Origin of the sequence: Streptomyces sp. SDr-06 (assembly GCF_003324565.1) — a bacterium.
Lineage (GTDB): Bacteria > Actinomycetota > Actinomycetes > Streptomycetales > Streptomycetaceae > Streptomyces.
On the sequence record NZ_QOLA01000014.1, the window covers coordinates 94,085 to 113,089 of the forward strand.

General features: G+C 72.1%; 15 protein-coding genes and 1 tRNA gene. 7 read left to right on the plus strand and 9 right to left on the minus strand.

Going from position 1 to position 19,005, the window contains the following annotated elements; genetic code table 11:
- Positions 1–171 precede the first annotated feature (171 nt).
- Entirely contained in the window at positions 172–2,901 is a 2,730-nt protein-coding gene (gene ppc / locus DT019_RS25655; RefSeq protein WP_114039274.1) for a phosphoenolpyruvate carboxylase, read from the plus strand.
- 287 nt (positions 2,902–3,188) lie between these two features.
- Here the strand turns inward: ppc and DT019_RS25660 are convergent, their stop codons facing one another.
- The 3 genes from DT019_RS25660 to DT019_RS25670 all read right to left on the minus strand — a co-directional run bounded on the left by DT019_RS25660 (position 3,189) and on the right by DT019_RS25670 (position 5,048).
- On the minus strand, positions 3,189–3,656 hold the full coding sequence (locus DT019_RS25660) for a hypothetical protein (RefSeq protein WP_114039275.1): 468 nt from the start codon (positions 3,654–3,656) through the stop codon (positions 3,189–3,191).
- Between the two features lie 75 nt (positions 3,657–3,731).
- Complete coding sequence (pth, locus tag DT019_RS25665; RefSeq protein ID WP_114039276.1) at positions 3,732–4,328, minus strand: aminoacyl-tRNA hydrolase; 597 nt, start codon at positions 4,326–4,328, stop codon at positions 3,732–3,734.
- A 132-nt stretch (positions 4,329–4,460) separates the two neighbouring features.
- Positions 4,461–5,048, minus strand: coding sequence for a 50S ribosomal protein L25/general stress protein Ctc (locus DT019_RS25670; RefSeq protein WP_114039277.1), 588 nt, complete (start codon positions 5,046–5,048; stop codon positions 4,461–4,463).
- A gap of 224 nt (positions 5,049–5,272) precedes the next feature.
- On the opposite strand from DT019_RS25670, the gene DT019_RS25675 reads away from it, so the two are divergent.
- Positions 5,273–6,223, plus strand: a complete 951-nt coding sequence (locus tag DT019_RS25675) for a LysR family transcriptional regulator (RefSeq protein ID WP_114039278.1) — start codon at positions 5,273–5,275, stop codon at positions 6,221–6,223.
- Positions 6,220–7,110, plus strand: a complete 891-nt coding sequence (locus tag DT019_RS25680) for a serine hydrolase (protein ID WP_114039279.1) — start codon at positions 6,220–6,222, stop codon at positions 7,108–7,110. The genes DT019_RS25675 and DT019_RS25680 overlap by 4 nt, the downstream gene beginning before the upstream one ends.
- 102 nt (positions 7,111–7,212) lie before the next feature.
- Here the strand turns inward: DT019_RS25680 and DT019_RS25685 are convergent, their stop codons facing one another.
- The 4 genes from DT019_RS25685 to DT019_RS25700 all read right to left on the minus strand — a co-directional run bounded on the left by DT019_RS25685 (position 7,213) and on the right by DT019_RS25700 (position 10,837).
- Positions 7,213–8,187, minus strand: coding sequence for a ribose-phosphate diphosphokinase (locus DT019_RS25685; protein WP_114039280.1), 975 nt, complete (start codon positions 8,185–8,187; stop codon positions 7,213–7,215).
- A gap of 117 nt (positions 8,188–8,304) precedes the next feature.
- Positions 8,305–9,753 carry a bifunctional UDP-N-acetylglucosamine diphosphorylase/glucosamine-1-phosphate N-acetyltransferase GlmU gene (gene glmU / locus DT019_RS25690; RefSeq protein WP_114039281.1) on the minus strand — a complete coding sequence of 483 codons (1,449 nt, stop codon included), beginning with the start codon at positions 9,751–9,753 and terminating at the stop codon, positions 8,305–8,307.
- A 131-nt stretch (positions 9,754–9,884) separates the two neighbouring features.
- A tRNA-Gln gene (locus tag DT019_RS25695) sits at positions 9,885–9,955 on the minus strand.
- A 6-nt stretch (positions 9,956–9,961) separates the two neighbouring features.
- On the minus strand, positions 9,962–10,837 hold the full coding sequence (locus tag DT019_RS25700) for a hypothetical protein (RefSeq protein WP_114039282.1): 876 nt from the start codon (positions 10,835–10,837) through the stop codon (positions 9,962–9,964).
- Positions 10,838–11,002: 165 nt separating this feature from the next.
- Here DT019_RS25700 and DT019_RS25705 point away from each other — a divergent pair, with 165 nt between their 5' ends.
- On the plus strand, positions 11,003–12,322 hold the full coding sequence (locus tag DT019_RS25705; RefSeq protein ID WP_114039283.1) for a sensor histidine kinase: 1,320 nt from the start codon (positions 11,003–11,005) through the stop codon (positions 12,320–12,322).
- A gap of 466 nt (positions 12,323–12,788) precedes the next feature.
- Here DT019_RS25705 and DT019_RS25710 read toward each other — a convergent pair whose 3' ends face one another.
- A complete protein-coding gene (locus DT019_RS25710; RefSeq protein WP_114039284.1) occupies positions 12,789–13,277 on the minus strand; it encodes an SUKH-3 domain-containing protein in 489 nt (162 codons plus the stop codon).
- A 50-nt stretch (positions 13,278–13,327) separates the two neighbouring features.
- A complete protein-coding gene (locus DT019_RS25715; protein WP_114039285.1) occupies positions 13,328–13,843 on the minus strand; it encodes a YwqJ-related putative deaminase in 516 nt (171 codons plus the stop codon).
- Between the two features lie 249 nt (positions 13,844–14,092).
- Between DT019_RS25715 and DT019_RS25720 the strand changes: the two genes are divergently transcribed.
- The 3 genes from DT019_RS25720 (at position 14,093) to DT019_RS25730 (ending at position 18,983) form a co-directional block, all read left to right on the plus strand.
- The gene (locus tag DT019_RS25720) at positions 14,093–15,079 is read left to right on the plus strand and encodes an SMI1/KNR4 family protein (RefSeq protein WP_114039286.1); all 987 of its coding nucleotides are present in this window, start codon (positions 14,093–14,095) and stop codon (positions 15,077–15,079) included.
- 8 nt (positions 15,080–15,087) lie between these two features.
- A complete protein-coding gene (locus tag DT019_RS25725; RefSeq protein ID WP_114039287.1) occupies positions 15,088–17,784 on the plus strand; it encodes an SUKH-4 family immunity protein in 2,697 nt (898 codons plus the stop codon).
- A 287-nt stretch (positions 17,785–18,071) separates the two neighbouring features.
- Positions 18,072–18,983, plus strand: a complete 912-nt coding sequence (locus tag DT019_RS25730) for a cellulose-binding protein (RefSeq protein ID WP_223279748.1) — start codon at positions 18,072–18,074, stop codon at positions 18,981–18,983.
- Positions 18,984–19,005 lie beyond the last annotated feature (22 nt).

Below are 19,005 nucleotides of genomic sequence, written 5' to 3' on the forward strand. Positions count from 1 at the left end.
TACGCTCGCGTAACCTACGGCAACGTAAGTATGGCAGCGCCGTGGCCCGGGACAAGAGCCCCTGGACGGCGGGGCGGAAACGGACACCTATCCTGGGTGTCGTCGGACAGCGCGGTCCGCAAGCCTCCAGAACCCTCCAGACGTGCTCAAACACTGCAAGGAGCCGCACCTGTGAGCAGTGCCGACCAGACCCCCGCCGCAAGCCACGAGCTGCGCGCCGACATCCGCCGACTGGGTGACCTCCTGGGCGAGACCCTCGTCCGACAGGAGGGCCCCGAGCTCCTGGAGCTCGTCGAGCGGGTCCGCGCGCTGACCCGGAGCGACGGCGAGGCCGCCGCCGAACTCCTCGGCGGCACCGAAGTCGAAACCGCCGCCAAGCTGGTGCGCGCGTTCTCCACCTACTTCCACCTCGCGAACGTGGCCGAACAGGTCCACCGCGGCCGGGAGCTGCGCGCCCACCGCGCCACCGAGGGCAGCCTCCTCGCCCGCACCGCCGACATGCTCAAGGACGGCGACCCCGAGCACGTCCGCGAAAGCGTCAAGAACCTCAACGTGCGGCCGGTCTTCACCGCCCACCCCACCGAGGCCGCCCGGCGCTCCGTCCTCAACAAGCTGCGCCGCGTCGCCGAACTCCTGGAGACCCCGGTCGCCGCATCCGACCGGCGCCGCCTCGACCTGCGCCTGGCCGAGAACATCGACCTGGTCTGGCAGACCGACGAGCTCCGCGTCGTACGCCCCGAACCGGCCGACGAGGCCCGCAACGCCATCTACTACCTCGACGAACTCCACGCCGGCGCCGTCGGCGACGTCCTGGAGGACCTCGCGGCCGAACTGGAACGGGTCGGCGTCGAGCTGCCCCCGGGCACCCGCCCGCTCACCTTCGGCACCTGGATCGGCGGCGACCGCGACGGCAACCCCAACGTGACCCCCAAGGTCACCTGGGACGTTCTGATCCTCCAGCACGAGCACGGCATCAACGACGCGCTCGACATGATCGACCACCTGCGCGGGCTGCTCTCCAACTCCATCCGCTACGCGGGCGCCACCGAAGAGCTGCTCACCTCGCTCCAGGCCGACCTCGAAGCACTCCCCGAGATCAGCCCCCGCTACAAGCGCCTCAACGCCGAGGAGCCCTACCGGCTCAAGGCCACCGCGATCCGCCAGAAGCTCGTCCACACCAAGGAGCGGCTGGCCAAGGGCACCGCGCACCAGCCCGGCCGCGACTACCTCGGCACCGCCGAGCTGCTCGCCGACCTCACCCTCATCCAGACCTCGCTGCGCGCCCACCGCGGCGCCCTGTTCGCCGACGGCCGCATGGACCGTACGATCCGCACCCTCGCGGCGTTCGGCCTCCAGCTCGCCACCATGGACGTACGCGAACACGCCGACGCCCACCACCACGCGCTCGGCCAGCTCTTCGACCGGCTCGGCGAGGAGTCCTGGCGCTACGCCGACATGCCGCGCGACTACCGGCAGAAGCTCCTCGCCAAGGAGCTCCGCTCCCGCCGCCCGCTCGCGCCGACGCCCGCCCCGCTGGACGCGGCCGGACAGAAGACCCTCGGCGTCTTCGGCACCATCAAGGAGGCCTTCGAGCGGTTCGGCCCCGAGGTCATCGAGTCGTACATCATCTCGATGTGCCAGGGCGCCGACGACGTGTTCGCCGCGGCCGTCCTGGCCCGCGAGGCCGGACTCCTCGACCTGCACGCCGGCTGGGCCAAGATCGGCATCGTGCCGCTCCTGGAGACCACCGACGAGCTGCGCGCCGCCGACGTCATCCTCGACGAGATGCTCGCCGACCCCTCCTACCGGCGCCTCGTCTCGCTGCGCGGCGACGTCCAGGAGGTCATGCTCGGCTACTCGGACTCCTCCAAGTTCGGCGGCATCACCACCTCCCAGTGGGAGATCCACCGCGCCCAGCGCCGGCTGCGCGACGTCGCCCACCGCTACGGCGTACGGCTGCGGCTCTTCCACGGCCGCGGCGGCACCGTCGGCCGCGGCGGCGGCCCCTCGCACGACGCCATCCTCGCCCAGCCCTGGGGCACCCTGGAGGGCGAGATCAAGGTGACCGAGCAGGGCGAGGTCATCTCCGACAAGTACCTCATCCCGTCGCTGGCCAGGGAGAACCTGGAACTCACGGTGGCGGCCACGCTCCAGGCCTCCGCCCTGCACACCGCGCCCCGCCAGTCCGACGAGGCCCTCGCCCGCTGGGACGCGGCCATGGACACGGTGTCCGACGCGGCCCACTCCGCCTACCGGCGGCTCGTCGAGGACCCCGACCTGCCGGCGTACTTCTTCGCCTCCACGCCGGTCGACCAGCTCGCCGAGCTCCACCTCGGCTCGCGGCCCTCGCGCCGCCCCGACTCGGGCGCGGGCCTCGACGGGCTGCGCGCCATCCCGTGGGTGTTCGGCTGGACCCAGTCCCGCCAGATCGTGCCCGGCTGGTACGGAGTCGGCTCCGGCCTCAAGGCGCTGCGCGAGGCCGGGCTCGGCGAGGTGCTCGACGAGATGAGCGAGCGCTGGCACTTCTTCCGCAACTTCCTCTCCAACGTGGAGATGACGCTCGCGAAGACGGACCTCCGCATCGCCCGCCACTACGTCGACACGCTCGTGCCCGACGAGCTCAAGCACGTGTTCGCGGCGATCGAGGCGGAGCACGAGCTGACCGTGCGCGAGGTTCTGCGGATCACCGGGCGCGACGAACTGCTCGGCGCCAACCCGGTGTTGCAGCAGACCTTCGCGATCCGGGACGCGTACCTGGACCCGATCTCCTACCTCCAGGTCGCGCTGCTCGCCCGCCAGCGGGCGGCGGCGGAGCGCGGCGAGGAGCCGGACCCCCTGCTGTCGAGGGCCCTTCTCCTCACGGTGAACGGCGTGGCAGCGGGCCTGCGCAACACGGGCTGACCCCACCCGGCCCCTTCCCGAGCCTCCCCTCCGGGGCCCGGGAAGGGGCCCCGCCCCGCGAGGACCGAGGCACCTGGGGGCGCGGGGAACTGCGCGAGCAACCGTGCACGGTCCGCGGACGAAGGGGCCTGCGGGCCGGGGGCTCGCGCATCGCACCCCGCGAGGACCGAGGCACCTGGGGGCGCGGGGAACTGCGCGAGCGGCCATCCACGGTCCGCGGACGAACGGAGGAGTGGGCGCGGGGCCCGCAGTCCCGCAAAGGGGGCCGGGGCGGAGCACCCCCGGAGTTACAGGGCGGCGAAGGCGGCCACCATCGTGGCCGCGCCCAGCAGCCCCGCCACCCACGCCGTCCGCGTGAGACGCACACCCCCGCCGATGACCAGCGCCGCCAGGAGCAGCGCCCCCGCCAGGGGGAGCCAGGCGTACAGAACGCCCGCCACCCCGCCGCGTACCGCCTCGTCCGTACCCGGCTTGACGACCACCGGCAGGGTCTCGCCCCGCCGCGCCGCCACCGACTCGGCGATCGTCACGCCGGAGTGCGGGGCGGAGCCGGGGGAGGGCCGGTAGCGGCCGGTGCAGACGTCGTTCGCGCAGGCCGTCACGGTCAGCGTGCCGCGGTCGCGGCCCTTCGTGAGGACCACGTGCTGGGCGGTCCCCCACGACGACCAGAACCCGGCGGCCAGGATCAGCGCGGCGACCAGGCCCATCACGGCCCGCCGCACGAACAGCAGGAAGGTACGGCTCCGGTTCGTCATGGGGCGCGATCCTGGCGCCCCTGACCGCGAACGGTCAAACCCGGGGCGCCGGTTCACCCCGCGAAGGGAGCCTTGTCAGGAGTTGTACGTCGACTGGGCCCGCTCCAGGCCCTCGATGACCAGCGCCTCCGCCGCGTCCGCCGCCCGGTCCACGAAGTAACCCAGCTCCTTGCGCTCCGTCGAGGAGAAGTCCTTGAGGACGAAGTCCGCCACCTGCATCCGCCCCGGCGGCCGCCCGATCCCGAACCGCACCCGGTGGTAGTCCGCCCCCAGCGACTTGGTGATCGACTTCAGACCGTTGTGCCCGTTGTCCCCACCCCCCAGCTTCAGCCGCAACACCCCGTAGTCGATGTCCAGTTCGTCATGGACGGCGACGATGTGGGCGACCGGGACCTTGTAGAAGTCGCGCAGCGCCGTCACCGGGCCGCCCGACAGGTTCATGTACGACATGGGCTTGGCGAGCACCACCCGCCGGTTCAGCGGACCCGGCGGACCGATCCGCCCCTCCACGACCTGCGCCCGCGCCTTGTGCGCCTTGAACCGGCCGCCGATCCGCTCCGCGAGCAGGTCGACCGCCATGAACCCGACGTTGTGCCGGTTCGCGGCGTACTCCGGACCCGGGTTGCCCAGGCCCACGATCAGCCAGGGTGCGTTCGCGTCGTCGGTCGTCATGGGGGCTGCGTCTCCTCGGTCACGTACAGCGGGAACAACACGTACACAGAAAAAACGGGGCGGCGGGCCAAGTGTGGCCCGCCGCCCCGTCGGAGTCCGTGCCCGGCACGGAACTCAGGCAGAGCGTGCGGCTCAGGCCTCGGCGCCCTCGGCGGCCTCGGTCTCGGCGGCCGGCTCCTCGGCCTGCGCGGCCAGGATCTGGATGACGACGGCCTCGGGGTCGGTGGCCAGGGTGGCACCGGCGGGCAGCTTGACGTCCTTGGCGTGGATCGAGTCGCCGGCCTCCAGGCCCTCGATGGACACGGTGACGGAGGTCGGGATGTGGGTGGCCTCGGCCTCGACGGAGAGCGCGTTCAGCACGTTCTCGACCAGGAAGCTGCCCGGGGCCAGGTCGCCCTCGGTCTCGACCGGAACCTCGACGGTGACCTTCTCGCCCTTCTTGACGAGCAGCAGGTCGACGTGGACCAGGTAGCCCTTGATGGCGTCACGCTGGACGGCCTTCGGGATGGCGAGCTCGGTCTTGCCGTCGATGTCCAGGGAGAGCAGGACGTTCGGCGTACGCAGCGCGAGCAGCAGGTCGTGGCCCGGCAGGGTCACGTGGACCGGCTCGGTGCCGTGACCGTAGATGACACCGGGAACCTTGTTGTCGCGGCGGATGCTGCGGGCGGCGCCCTTGCCGAAGCTGGTACGGACGTCGGCGGCGAGCTTGACCTCGGACATGTGCACTCCTCGTAGAAAGTGATCCAAAAAAGGCGGTCACCCGGCCACGACTGGCCTGCTACGAAGAGCGCGTCGATAACGGACCGCCGTACCCCAGGTACGGCCTCCCTCGCCGAGCAACTTCCCCAGACTACCCGGCCACCCCCCACCGGCCCAATTGGATCAACCCCCGGGGCCCGGGTATGGACGGTGCCTCCATAGGCATGCGCCTATCCTTGCCGGTCATGGACCTGCTGCTGCACCTCAGGTACTTCCGCACCGTCGCCGAAGAACAGCACTTCGGCCGCGCCGCCGAACGCCTGCGCGTCGCCCAGCCCTCCCTGTCCCAGCGCATCCAGCGCCTGGAGCGCGAACTCGGCGTACGCCTCCTCGACCGCGGCCGCACCGGCGCCACCCTCACCCCCGCCGGCCACCTCGTCCTCGCCGAGACCCACACCCTGCTCGACGCCGCCGACCGGCTGCGCACCCTCGTCGGCCGCGTCCAGGGCGGCGCCGCCGGCACCCTGCGCGCCGCCGTCCCGCCCCAGCTCGGCGGCGCCACCGTCGCCGCCCTCCTCACCGCCTACCGCGAACGCAGCCCCGGCGGCACACTCGACCTCCGCGAACTCACCACCGCCGAACAGACCGCCGAACTCACCGCCGGCACCCTCGACGCCGGCATCGTCCGCCACCCCTGCCCCACCACCGGCCTCGGCTTCGGCCCCCAGCTCCACCAGCCCCTCGGTGCCCTCCTCGCCGACCAGGACCCCCTCGCCCAGCACACCGAGATCGACATGGCCGAACTCGACGGCCGCGAACTCGTCCTCTTCCCCCGCCACACCGCCCCCGCCCTCCACGACGAAACCCTCACCGCCTGCGCCCGCCACGGCTGCACCCCCAGCGCCGTCCGCGAAGTCGCCGGCATCGAGTTCACCCGCGCCCTCGTCCTGTCCGGCACCCACGTCGTCGCCCTCGTCCCGCGCCCCGCCCCCGAACCCGGCACCACCTGGCGCCCCCTGCGCGCCAACCCCCTCACCTGGCGCACCTCCACCGCCTGGCCCGCCGGACGCGACAGCCCCGCCGTCCACCTCTTCACCCAAGCCGCCCACGACGTCCTGCGCGACCACGCGGCCATGACCCCCACCGCCACCCCACGGCGCCTGTTCCCCCGCCCCGCATCGGAGTTCCCGCTGTGAACACCCCCGTACGCAGCCGCCTCACCGCAGCCCTCACCGACGCCGGACTCACCGGATCCCTCTGCGCCACCGACATCGACACCGGCGACGACATCACCCTCGCCGCCGACACCCCCGTCTCCACCGCCAGCGTCCACAAGCTCTGCCTCGTCGCCACCCTCTACCGCGAAGCCGCCGCGGGCCGCCTCGACCCCAGCACCCCCCTCGACATCCCCGCCATCGGCCGCGCCCCCGGACCCACCGGCCTCGCCGTCATGCGCGACGCCGCCCGCCTCTCCCTGCGCGACCTTGCCTCCCTCGCCATCGCCGTCAGCGACAACGCCGCCGCCGACCTCCTCTGGGACCACCTCGGCCTCGACACCGTCAACGCCACCATGGCCGCCCTCGGACTCCACCGCACCATCGCCGTCCACAACCAGGCCGCCCTCTACGCCACGATGGTCACCGACACCGGCCGAAGTGGCCCCGCCGCCCTCGTCGACCCCGCCGCCGTCGCCCGCCTCACCGCCCTCGACCCGGCCCGCACCAACCGCTCCACCCCCCGGGAGATCGCCGCGCTGCTCACCGCCGTCTGGCGCGACGACGTCTGCGAAGGACCCTGGGGCGAAGAACTCCGCGCCGTCCTCGGCGTCCAGGCCTGGAGCCACCGCCTCGCCTCCGGCTTCCCCTTCGACGACGTACGCGTCAGCGGAAAGACCGGCACCCTGCCCACCCTCCGCCACGAAGCGGGCGTCGTCGAATACCCCGACGGCGGCCGCTACGCCGTCGCCGTCTTCACCCGCGCCGCCTCCACCGCCGCCACCCTGCCCGCCGCCGACGCCGCCATCGGCCGCACCGCCCGCATCGCCGTGGACGCCCTGCGCGCCCGAGCCGCCAGCCGGACCTGAAGCCACCCCGCACCGGACCGCCCGGGCATGAAGACCGCGCCCGGGCATGAAGAAGGGCCGCGTCCGAAACCGGACGCGGCCCCAACTCCCAACCACTACAGGCTAGTTCTCCTCGAAGAGACTCGTCACCGAGCCGTCCTCGAACACCTCGCGCACCGCGCGGGCGATCGACGGAGCGATCGAAAGCACCGTGATCTTGTCGAGCTCCAGATCCGACGGATCCGGCAGCGTGTTCGTGAACACGAACTCGCTCACCTTGGAGTTCTTCAGGCGGTCCGCGGCCGGACCCGACAGAATGCCGTGCGTCGCCGTCACGATGACGTCCTCCGCACCGTGCGCGAACAGCGCGTCCGCCGCGGCGCAGATCGTGCCACCCGTGTCGATCATGTCGTCGACCAGGACACAGACCCGGCCCTTCACGTCACCGACGACCTCGTGCACCGTCACCGTGTTCGCGACGTCCTTGTCACGCCGCTTGTGCACGATCGCCAGCGGCGCGTCCAGCCGGTCGCACCAGCGGTCGGCGACCCGGACACGACCCGCGTCCGGAGACACGATCGTCAGCTTCGAGCGGTCCACCTTCGCACCCACGTAGTCCGCGAGGACCGGCAGCGCCGTCAGGTGGTCCACCGGACCGTCGAAGAAGCCCTGGATCTGGTCCGTGTGCAGATCCACCGTCAGGATGCGGTCCGCGCCCGCCGTCTTCAGCAGATCGGCCACCAGACGCGCCGAGATCGGCTCACGGCCCTTGTGCTTCTTGTCCTGACGGGCATAGCCGTAGGACGGAATGATCACGGTGATGGATCGCGCCGACGCCCGCTTCAGGGCATCGATCATGATCAACTGCTCCATGATCCACTTGTTGATCGGAGCCGTGTGGCTCTGGATCAGGAAGCAGTCCGCACCACGCGCCGACTCCTGGAAACGAACGTAGATCTCACCGTTCGCGAAGTCGAAGGCCTTCGTCGGCACGAGGCCCACACCCAACTGGTGCGCAACCTCCTCGGCCAGCTCGGGGTGGGCGCGGCCGGAGAAGAGCATCAGCTTCTTCTCGCCGGTCGTCTTGATCCCGGTCACAGCACAGTCTCCTCAGACGTGTTCGATGCTGCTGCACCCGCGCGGTCCCTTTCGCGGCGAGCCAGCCGAATATGTGCACCTATCACGGTAGCCCGTGAAAGACGCACCCGAATCCGGTCAGTTCTCTCCGCCCGACTGCTCGGCCGCAGCCTGAGCAGCCTGCGCGGCAGCACTTCCCGGACGCTTGCGCTCCACCCAACCCTCGATATTCCGCTGCTGGCCACGGGCGACAGCCAACGAACCGGGCGGCACATCCTTCGTGATCACCGACCCCGCGGCCGTGTAAGCACCGTCCCCCACTGTGACAGGAGCAACAAACATGTTGTCCGAACCCGTCTTGCAGTGCGAACCGATCGTCGTGTGGTGCTTCGCCTCACCGTCGTAATTCACGAACACACTCGCCGCGCCGATGTTCGTGAACTCACCGATCGTCGCGTCCCCCACATACGAAAGATGAGGAACCTTCGTCCCCTCACCGATCGTCGCGTTCTTCGTCTCCACATACGTACCGATCTTGGCCTTCACACCAAGCCGCGTACCCGGCCGCAGATAGGCGAACGGACCCACCGACGCACCCTCACCCACCTCCGAGTCGTACGCCACCGCGTTGTCGACCCGCGCACCCCGGCCCACCACCGTGTTCGTCAGACGACAATGGGGACCCACCTCCGCACCCGAAGCCACATGCGTCGAACCCATCAGCTGCGTCCCCGGATGCACCACCGCATCCTGCTCGAACGTCACCTGCACATCGACGAACGTCGACGCCGGATCCACCACCGTCACACCCGCGAGCATCGCCCGCTCCAACAACCGGTCATTCAACAGACGCCGCGCCTCGGCCAACTGCACCCGGTTGTTGATCCCCAGAATCTCCCGGAAATCCCCCGCCAACGACGCACCGACCCGATGCCCCGCCTCACGCAGAATCCCCAGCACATCAGTCAGGTACTCCTCACCCTGACTGTTGTCCGTCCGCACCTTCCCCAGCGCATCCGCCAACAACGCGCCGTCGAACGCGAACACACCCGAGTTGATCTCACGAATCGCGCGCTGCGCCTCGGTCGCGTCCTTGTGCTCGACGATCGCGGTGACCGCGCCCGAGACGTTGTCGCGCACGATGCGGCCGTAACCGGTCGAGTCGGCCACCTCGGCGGTCAGCACGGTGACCGCGTTGCGGTCCGCCTCGTGCGTACGCGTCAGCTCCGCCAGCGTCGCGCCGGTCAGCAGCGGGGTGTCGCCGCAGACCACCACGACCGTGCCCTCGATGGTCTGGCCCAGCTCCTCCAGCGCCATCCGGACGGCGTGGCCGGTGCCGTTCTGCTCGTACTGCACCGCGGTGCGCACCCCCGCGTCGATCGCGCCGAGGTGGGCGGACACCTGCTCGCGGGCGTGGCCCACGACCACGACGAGGTGCTCGGGGTCCAGCTCACGAGCGGCGGCGACGACGTGGCCGACGAGCGAGCGCCCGCAGATCTCGTGCAGGACCTTGGGAGTGGCCGACTTCATGCGGGTGCCCTCACCCGCGGCGAGGACGACGACGGCGGCCGGGCGGGTTGCGCTCACGGAGGTGCCCTTCGGCTTCGGGGGGTGGACACCCGAAGGATACCGGGGGGTTTCGCGGATGAAATCGGGGTGGGGGCGGCGGAAAACGCGGCGGGTCCTGACTGGGACAGTCAGGACCCGAACCACTGGGGCTCCCGGGGGAGGACTCGAACCCCCATATGGAGAACCAAAATCTCCCGTCTTGCCCTTAGACGACCCGGGATTACCGCTATGTCCGATTCCATCGATCGGGCGCGGAGGCAGCCCCTACTATGCCGCACCACCACCCTTCGATGCGACGGTAGAGGTCAGCGCTTTGCGCAACGTCGACGACGAGGCAGCCCCGGTAGGCCTCGCCGACGTTCTTGCGCACCGTCTTGGGGTTGTGCCGTTTCAGGGTCGTCTTGCCGAAGAGAGTGCGGTGTGTCCCGACGAGGTCTGCCCAGTACTCTTCGGCGCCCCGTACGTCGGCCGACTCGTGAATCATGAGGCGGAACTTCAGGTGTCGAGGCTCCACGCCTACCAGGTGCAGCCAGGACAAGAAGACCGTGATCACGTCCGGGTCGCTGTTCACGAAAGTCACCCGCTCCCTGCGCGCGTGCGGTTTGTCCTTGGTGCCCTCGGCCCAGTAGAGGCCCACGCCGAACAGGAACAACTCGCGGTCGGTCAGGGTGCCGATGTCGGCTGCGGCGTACTGCTTCGTCATCTGGCGCTCCTCGTCGCGGCGCTGGAGCGTGACTGCCCACCCCCGCCGGGCAATGGCCGATGCCTCTTCGGGGGTGCGGGTGCGGTCCGGCTTGGGGAGGTCGCGGACCCACAGGGATATCGAGCTCTTCGAGCAGCCGAGCTCGACCTGGATCTGGTCGTACGTCATGCCTTGCGTGCGGAGCTCTCGCGCGCGGGCCCGGAGGTCGTCCTTGGCGTTGGGGCGCTTGGTCCACTCGGGAGCGGGTTCGCCGTTCAGGAGTCGGTTCAGGAGATCGTTGTTGTCGACGAACAGGCGGTCTCGGATCTGGCGGCGGCTGAGGCCCTCGCGGCGCAGGGTGATGGCCTGCCGACGCAGGCCTTCGAAGTCGGCGTACTTGCCGGGTGTGGTCGATGTCATACGGACACGCTCGTCCGGAATGCGGACGTCCGGTCGAGGAATCGGTTGATTCACTCCATCGTGGGATGGACGCCGATTACCGGCGTGTTCGGGGTGTTTTCGTGCTGCCCGTGCCGGAGGAAAGCCGCCGGAAAAACGTTCGCGCCCGCCCGTAGTCTGGGAGCTATGACCGCAACGGGGGCTTACCAGGAAGCCACGGGGTTGACCTCCCGTGGCTGGTGGTGGTGGGAACGCAGGCGCAGCGCCGTGCTGGATGTCCTGCTCGGGTTGATCTCCGCGCTGGAGTGTGCGCTGGAGGGTGTGAGTTTCGCGGGGGACGCCGGGGTGCCGGTGCCGGCCGGGGTGGTGCTCGGGCTGGTGTCGGGGGCGTCGCTGCTGCTGAGGCGGCGGTGGCCGATCGCCGTGGTGCTGGTGTCGGTCGCGGTGACGCCCGCGAGCATGGGGCTCGTGCTGAGCGTGGTGGGGCTGTACACGCTGGCCGCGTCGGACGTGCCGCGCCGGATCACGGCGGCGCTGGCGGGGATGTCGGGGGCGGGGACGTTCATCGTCACGTTCGTACGGATGCACCAGAGCGTGGCGGGGGGCGAATACGACCCGGGGCGCTGGTACGTGCCGCTGGTGTCGGTGGTGATGTCGCTCGGCATCACGGGTCCGCCGTTGCTGTACGGGCTGTATATAGGGGCGCGGCGGCGGTTGATGGAGTCGTTGCGGGAGCGGGCGGATTCGCTGGAGCGGGAGTTGTCGCTGCTCGCGGACCGGGCCGAGGAGCGGGCGGAGTGGGCGCGTACGGAGGAGCGGACGCGGATCGCCCGGGAGATGCATGACGTGGTGGCGCATCGGGTGTCGTTGATGGTGGTGCATGCGGCGGCGTTGCAGGCGGTGGCGCGCAAGGATCCGGAGAAGGCGGTCAAGAACGCGGCGCTGGTCGGTGACATGGGGCGGCAGGCGTTGACGGAGTTGCGGGAGATGCTCGGGGTGTTGCGGGCGACGGACCCGCAGTCGGTGGCGGTGCTGGTGGATCCGGTGCCGTTGGCGGCGGTGGGGGCCGCGGCCGCGGCTGCCGCGGCGGCGGCCGAGGAGGGTCCGTGTCTGGCCGACATCGAGGCGCTGGTGGGGCAGTCCCGGGAGGCCGGGATGGTGGTGGAGCTGCTGGTGCAGGGGGAGGCGCGGGGGTGTGACGCGCTGGTGGAGCAGACCGCGTACCGGGTGGTGCAGGAGGCGTTGACCAATGTGCACAAGCACGCGGCGGGCGCGAAGGTGAGGGTGCGGCTGGCGTACCGGGCGGGCGAGGTGGCGATGCAGGTGGAGAACGGGCCCGCGGACGGGGTCACGGCGGACGCGGGGCTGCCGAGCGGGGGCAATGGGCTGGTGGGGATGCGGGAGCGGGTGACGGCGCTGGGCGGGGTGTTCGTGTCGGGGGCGACGGACGCGGGCGGCTTCCGAGTCTCAGCAGTCCTGCCAGACCGCATGCCGGCGATCTCATAACCCCGGCTCCACCTGGTCTGCCCCCCCCAGCAGCATGCCGCTAAGGGGCGCGGGGAACGGCGCGAGCAGCGAGCACGGCCGTCAGACGAAGACTGGTGTTCAGGGGCGTGGGGAACGGCGCGAGCAGCCACGCACGTCCCGCAGCCGAGCGCGGACCAGGGGCGCGAGGAACTGCGCGAGCAACCATGCACGTCCCGCAGATGAGCGCGGACCAGGGGCGCGAGGAACTGCGCGAGCAACCATGCACGTCCCGCAGATGAGCGCGGACCAGGGGCGCGAGGAACTGCGCGACAAGCCGAACGCGGTCCGCAGCCGAAAGCGGGGGCGTGGGGAACGGCGCGATCAGCCACGCACGTCCCGCAGCCGAGCGCGGACCAGGGGCGCGGGGAACTGCGCGATCGGGGCCCTGGGGCGCGCAGGCGCAGGGGGTTCAGGGGTGGCGGGGCAACCCCGTGAGGGGCCGGGGTCAGCCTGAGGTGAGGCGGACCGGCTGGGTGCCCGTGATGAGCGTGTTGAGCGCATGGTCGACGTCGGCCCCGAGGTACCAGTCCCCGGTGTGGTCGAGGGAGTACACGCGGCCCTGCGCGTCGATGGCGAGCACGGCCTGCTGGTCGCCCTCCTCGCCGAGCGGGGCGATGTCGGTTTCGAGGGCGCGGCCGAGGTCGGCGAGGGTGCGGGCGAGGTGGAGGCCCGCGAGGGGGTCGAAGCGCAGGGTCGCGGGGGCGTTGCGGCGGCCGGGGCCTGGGGCGGTGAGGGTGAGGCCGCCGAATTCGGCCCAGGCTTCGACGGCGGCGGGGAAGACGGTGTGGCGGTGTCCGGCGGGGGAGGTGTGGCCGCGCAGGACGTCGGCCCAGGCTTCGGCCTGGCGGATGTCCCAGCGGCCGGGCTGCCAGCCGGCGGTGCGGAGCGCGGCGTCGACGGGGACGGGGAAGCGGGTGGTGGAGATGTCCGGCATCGGCCGCGGCCTTTCCGTGAGGGTTCGGTGTGGGGTTCCGTGGGGTCGTGTCAGGGTTCGACGCTGCGGACGCCGAAGTGGGCGAGCAGGGCGGTGCAGGAGCGGCAGGGCGGTGCGTAGCTGCCGTGGAGGGGGTCGCCGTCCTCTCGGATGCGGCGGGCGGTGAGTTTGGCGTGTTTGAGGGCGCGCCGGGCCTCGCCGTGGGTGAGGGGTTTGCGCTGGGCGCGTTTGGAGCGTCCTGTTTCGACGGCGGTCAGGTGTCGGGAGAGCAGGATCGCTTCGGGGCAGCGGCCGGTGAAGCGTTCGCGTTGGCCGCTGGTGAGGGTGTCGAGGTAGTCCTGGACGAGGGTGTGCAGGACGGGGGGCTGTTCGCCCTTGCCCGCGGTGCAGGTGAGGGTTTCGCCGCGTACGGACAGGGCGGCGGCGATGGCGGGGAGGATGCCGTCGCGGCGGTGGCGGAGTAAGGGCGCCGCGGTGGTGGCGGTGGCGCTCCACCCCAGGCGTGGGTCGCCGGGTGTCTCATTTATCGCGTTTGTTGCGGATGTTTCGCCTGGTGCGGTGTGCATGGTGCTGTGTTCCTCCCACTGGCGGCGGCTTCAGCCGCACGTGTCAGCGCCCCCGAGTTGCGGAGACAGCCTGCCAAATGCGGGCGCTGGTACGGAAGCTGGGGCGTGGTAAGCCGCGCGTCGGGGGCTCAGGGTGATGTGGGTGTGACGGTTGGTGACCGAATTGCGGGGCCGGGACCCGGTATTGCCTCACCGCATAGTCTGGTCCTCACCAGCCAGACGCAGAGCACGCAGCAGGGGGCAACCGCCATGACGACAGGTCGGCTCGGGCAGCATGCCGCGCCACCGAACGCGGCCTATGCCGGGCAGGTCGTGCACTTCCCGGATCCGGTCCGGGCCTCCCGGCATCCCAGAGGGGTGCGGGTGGACGAGAACGGCTTCCCGGTCTTCTCGGCGTACGCCCGCGCGGCGGCGGAGATCGCGGAGCCGCCCGAGGGTTTCGGGGTGGACGAGCTCCGGCTGACCGACTACGTGTCGGCGAACGCGGCGCTGGCCGCGGCGGGCCACGAGCTGTGGGACACGATCGCGCCGGTGGCGACGCCGCACGGCTGGACGTGGCACCACGTGCCGGGCGGTCGGCGGCTCGAACTGGTGCCGGTCGAGGTGAAGGCGCTGCTGCGGCATTACGGCGGTCTGGCGACGGCGCAGGTCGAGCACGACAAGCGGGGCACGCGTCCGTTGCAGGAGACGCGGCCCGCGCACTTCGGTCTGCCGAAGGGCTCGGTGTCGGTGACGGAGTCCCAACTCCTGGGTGTGGAGGAGGACTTGGGGTACCGGCTGCCGGGTGCCTACCGGTCGTTCCTGAAGGCGGCGGGGGGCTGTGCCCCGGTGGGTGCGGCGCTCGACGCCGAGTTGGGTCTGCTGGTGGACCAGCCGTTCTTCACGGTGCGGGACGAGGCGGCGGTCAATGACCTGGTGTACATCAACAAGTGTCTGCGTGATCACCTCACCAAGGACTACCTGGGCGTCGCGTTCGTGCAGGGCGGGATCCTCGCGGTGAAGGTGCGGGGTTCCGGGGTCGGTTCGGTGTGGTTCTGCGCGTACGACGACGCGCGGGACCGGGACGGGCTGAGTGTCGCGGAGCGCGTGGAGCAGCTGTTGTTGCCGTGCGGGGACGATTTCGACGCGTTCCTCGCGCGGCTGGCGGGCAATCCGCCGGAGCTGGAGACCGTGGCGAACCTGATGGTGGACGGCGGCTTCGCGCGCGCCGTCGAGACGACCTCGGTAGGGGAGTGAGCCGGCCGATGGTGACTTTCGCTCAGGCGCAGGAGCGCGCGGAGGAGTGGATCAACGGCGACGTGCCCGCGTATCAGCACCGGGAGGTGCGGGTGCGGGAGTTCGAGCTGGGTTTCGTGGTGTGGGCGGAGGACCGTGAGAACGGGCCTTCGGGCGGTGGCGGAGCGCAGCGTCTGGTGATCGCCCGGGACAGCGGCGAGGCGTCGTTGTGGCCGGGGTTGCCGGTGGGTGAGGTGATCCGCCGGTACGAGGAGGAGTACGGGGTGCCCGAGGACGCGCCGCCCGCGCCGCAGCCCGCGGCGCGGATCGATCTGAACCAGACGTCGTTCCTGCTGAGCCCGCCGGAGTGGCTCCAGGAGGCGGCGGACAAGCTGGGGATTCCGGACCGGCGGGGCGAGAGTGCCGCTTCGGGTGCCGGTGCGGCGCAGGGTTCTGGTGCTTCTCAGGGTGCGGGTGTGCCTGCTCCGGCCGCGCCCGAGCCCTCCGCGCCCGCCTGGCCCGAGCCTGCCGGTGCTTCGGGGACTCCCGCCGGGGCCACGCCGTGGGCGGGTACGGACACCAACGCGGGTTCGGACGACGGTTCGGTGCCGCTGCCCGCGACGGTGTACGCGCCCGCGCTGTCCGGTTCGGACGGTGGGGACACCCCGCCGCCGAGGGTGCTGCCCGAGGCGAAGACCGCGTTGATGGCGGGGGGCAGCCAGCTTCCGCCGACCGCGCTCGCGCCGGCGCTCGACCCGCAGGGCGGGCCGGTGCCGGGTGCGCCGCCGCAAGGTGCCACCCCGCCGCCGGTGGCTCCGGCCGCCTCGCCCGCCGGTCCCGCCGTGTCCTCGGGGTCCTCGGGGTCCTCTGGGTCCTCGGGGTCCGACGACATCGCGGATGCGGCCACCAGCAAGGCCGCCGGTCCGCCGCCGGGTGCGCGGGCCGCGCGGGGCGGCGTTCCGGCGACTCCTCCGCCGCCGGGCGCGCCGGGTACTCCGGGTGCGCGTCCGGGCGGGCCGGTGGCGCCGCCGGTGCCGGGTTCGACTCCGCCGCCGGGTGCTCCGGCGGGCGGCTACCTGCCGACGCAGCTGGTCTCGCAGCTCGGTCCCGAGGGGCCGCAGCCGCCCGGCACGCCGACGCCTCCGCCCGCGCAGGGCGGGGTGCACCAGGCGGCCACGATGTTCGCGGACCCGAGCCAGCTGGGCCCCGGCGGGCCCGGCGCCCCAATGCCTCCCGGCCCGCCGGGCGCTCCGGGTGCCCCTGGCGCGCCGATGCCTCCCGGTCCGCCCGGCGCCCCCGGTGCTCCGATGCCTCCGGGTCCGCCCGGCGCTCCCGGTACGCCGCCCGGCGGGGTGCACCACGCCGCGACGATGTTCGCGGACCCGAGCCAGCTGGGCCCCGGCGGGCCCGGCGCCCCGATGCCTCCCGGCCCGCCCGGTGCTCCGGGTGCCCCGATGCCTCCCGGTCGGCCGGGTGCCCCGGGTGCTCCGATGCCGCCTGGTCCGCCCGGCGCCCCGGGTGCGCCCGGTGCTCCGATGCCGCCCGCCGCTCCCGGGGCTCCGGGTGCGCCCGGGGGTGGGGTGCATCAGGCGGCCACGATGCTGGCGGGGCCCGCGCAGATGGGGCCCGGTGGCGGGGTGCCGCAGCCGCCCGGTCCGCCCGGCATGCCGCCGGGTGGGCCCGCGCCGCAGACGCCGCCGCCCGCGTACGGCTATCCGCAGCAGCCCCCGGCGGGGCTGCCGACGGTGGGGCCCGGGTACCAGGCGGTGCTGCGCTACCGCGCGCCCGACGGTTCCGAGCAGCAGCTCATCCGCCGTTCCGCGCCGGGCATCCCGCACCCGGAGTGGCAGATCTTCCATGAGCTGCGGGCGATGAACGTGCCCGCGGACCATGTCCTGGAGCTGCACACGGAGCTGGAGTCCTGCGAGCTGCCGGGTGGCTACTGTGCGCGGATGATCCGTGAGCAGTGGCCGCAGGTGCGGATCACGCATGTGGCCCCGTACGGCAAGGATCACGGGTCGCGCCGTCAGGGCGTCCAGCATCTGCTCACCCACCAGGGTGAGTTGGCGCAGGTCGCGGACGGCCCGGCGCGGCCGCAGCCGGTGCGCGCACCGATTCCGGCGGTGCAGCCGGCGCCGCCGCTGCCGCCGGAGGGCGTGGCGCACGAGCTGGCGGGCGCGTTCGGTCCGCAGGGCGTCTTCCGCTTCGACCAGCGGGCGGTGTCGCGGCAGGGTGTGCCGGAGGCCGTCGCGGTCACGCTGGTGTGGGCGGGGCTTCCGGTGGACTTCGGGCCGTTCTTCTGGGCGCAGGCCGTGCCCGGGCAGCCGGTCCCGACGCTGGCTGAGCTGGCCCAGCAGCGTGGTGTGCAGCCGGCCGCCGACGCGGGCTCGTACCTGGTGATGGGTTCGGACTTCGGGCGGGCGATCTGTGTCCAGTACGGGACCGCGAACATCGTGGCGGTGCCGGTGGAGGCGGGCTCCTCCACGGGAGGGCACGGCCAGTCGATACCGCCGCAGTTCGTGAACTCGGGGCTGCCCGAGTTCGTACGGTCGCTCGCGCTGCTCGGCCGGATGTGGCGGCTGCGGTTCGGGCTCAATCCGGAGCAGGCGGGCCGCTGGACGGTCGACTTCCAGGCGCAGCTCGCGGCGCTTGACCCGGCGGCGCTCGCGTCGCCGGAGAGCTGGTGGTCGGTGCTCCTGGAACAGATGTGGGACGGGCTGCTCTGAGCCTGGTGTGGTGCGGAGCGGAGGCGCTCACCGTGCGGGTCGCGGTGGGCGCCTTCGGCGTGAGGCGGCCGTGATTGCGTCTTCTTACGCCCCTTGGAGCATCCTTGAGCGTGTCATGTGGGCGGAGTGTCGCGTTATGACCATTTCGCTTCGATCGGCCAGGATGCGATCGGTCAGGATCGTCCGGTCGGCAGGCGAGCGGGCAGGACCGTTTCGGTCAGGGTGAGCGCCGGGCAGCGGGAACAGCGCGACCGGGTCGCCAGTGGGTGCGGGAGAGAGGCCTCAGGATGAGCGCAGCATCGATGTCACCGCCGCCGCCGTCGGCGCAGCCGTTCGGGCCCGTCCGGGGCCGCGGCTACCGCCCCGACCAGGTCGACCGCGCGCTGGCGCGGCTCTCGCAGGAGCGGGACGCGGCCTGGGAGCGCGCGGCCCGGCTCACCGTCCTCGCCAAGGAGATGGGCGCCCAGGCGGCGGCCCTGCGTGAGCAGGTGGCGGCGCTGGGGCCGCAGACGTACGAAGTGCTCGGCGGGCGGGCCGGGGTGCTGTTCGCGCTGGCCGTCGAGGAGGCCGACGAGGTGCGGGCCTCGGCCGAGGAGGCCGCGGCCGGGCAGGTGCGGGCGGCCGAGGAGGCGGGCCGGGCGGTCAGGGAGGCGGCCCGGGCGAAGAGCGAGGCGGTGCTGGCGGCGGCGGAGGCGCGGGTGCAGCAGACGCTGCTCGCGGCCCGCACCGAGGCCGACGAGATGCGCGTCGCGGCCCGCATCGGCGCCAAGGAGCAGCGCGAGGACGCGGCCGGAGCCCTCGACGAGATGCGCCGGCGCTGCGAGACCTATCTGGCCGGGCAGGACGAGCAGCGGGCGCAGACGCTCGGTGCGGCCGAGCGGGAACAGGCCGCTCGCGAGGCCGAGTTGGACGCCCGTCACGCCGAACTCACGGTGGCCGCGCAGGCGGTTCTCGACGAGGCGAAGCGGGCGTTCGCCGAGGCCGAGGAGAACGCGCGGCGCGGCCAGGAGGACGCCGAGGCGCGGGCGGCGGAGCTGGTGGCCGCGGCGCGGGCGAGCGAGGAGCGGATCGCGGGCGAGACGGAACGGGTGCTGCGCGAGCACGCCCGCGCCCGCGAGGAGGTGCAGGCGCACATGACGCACGTACGCAACAGCCTGGCCACCCTGACCGGCCGCACGGCCACCGAGGAGCCTCAATAGCCTTGCCGCGCAAGCGGGTTGA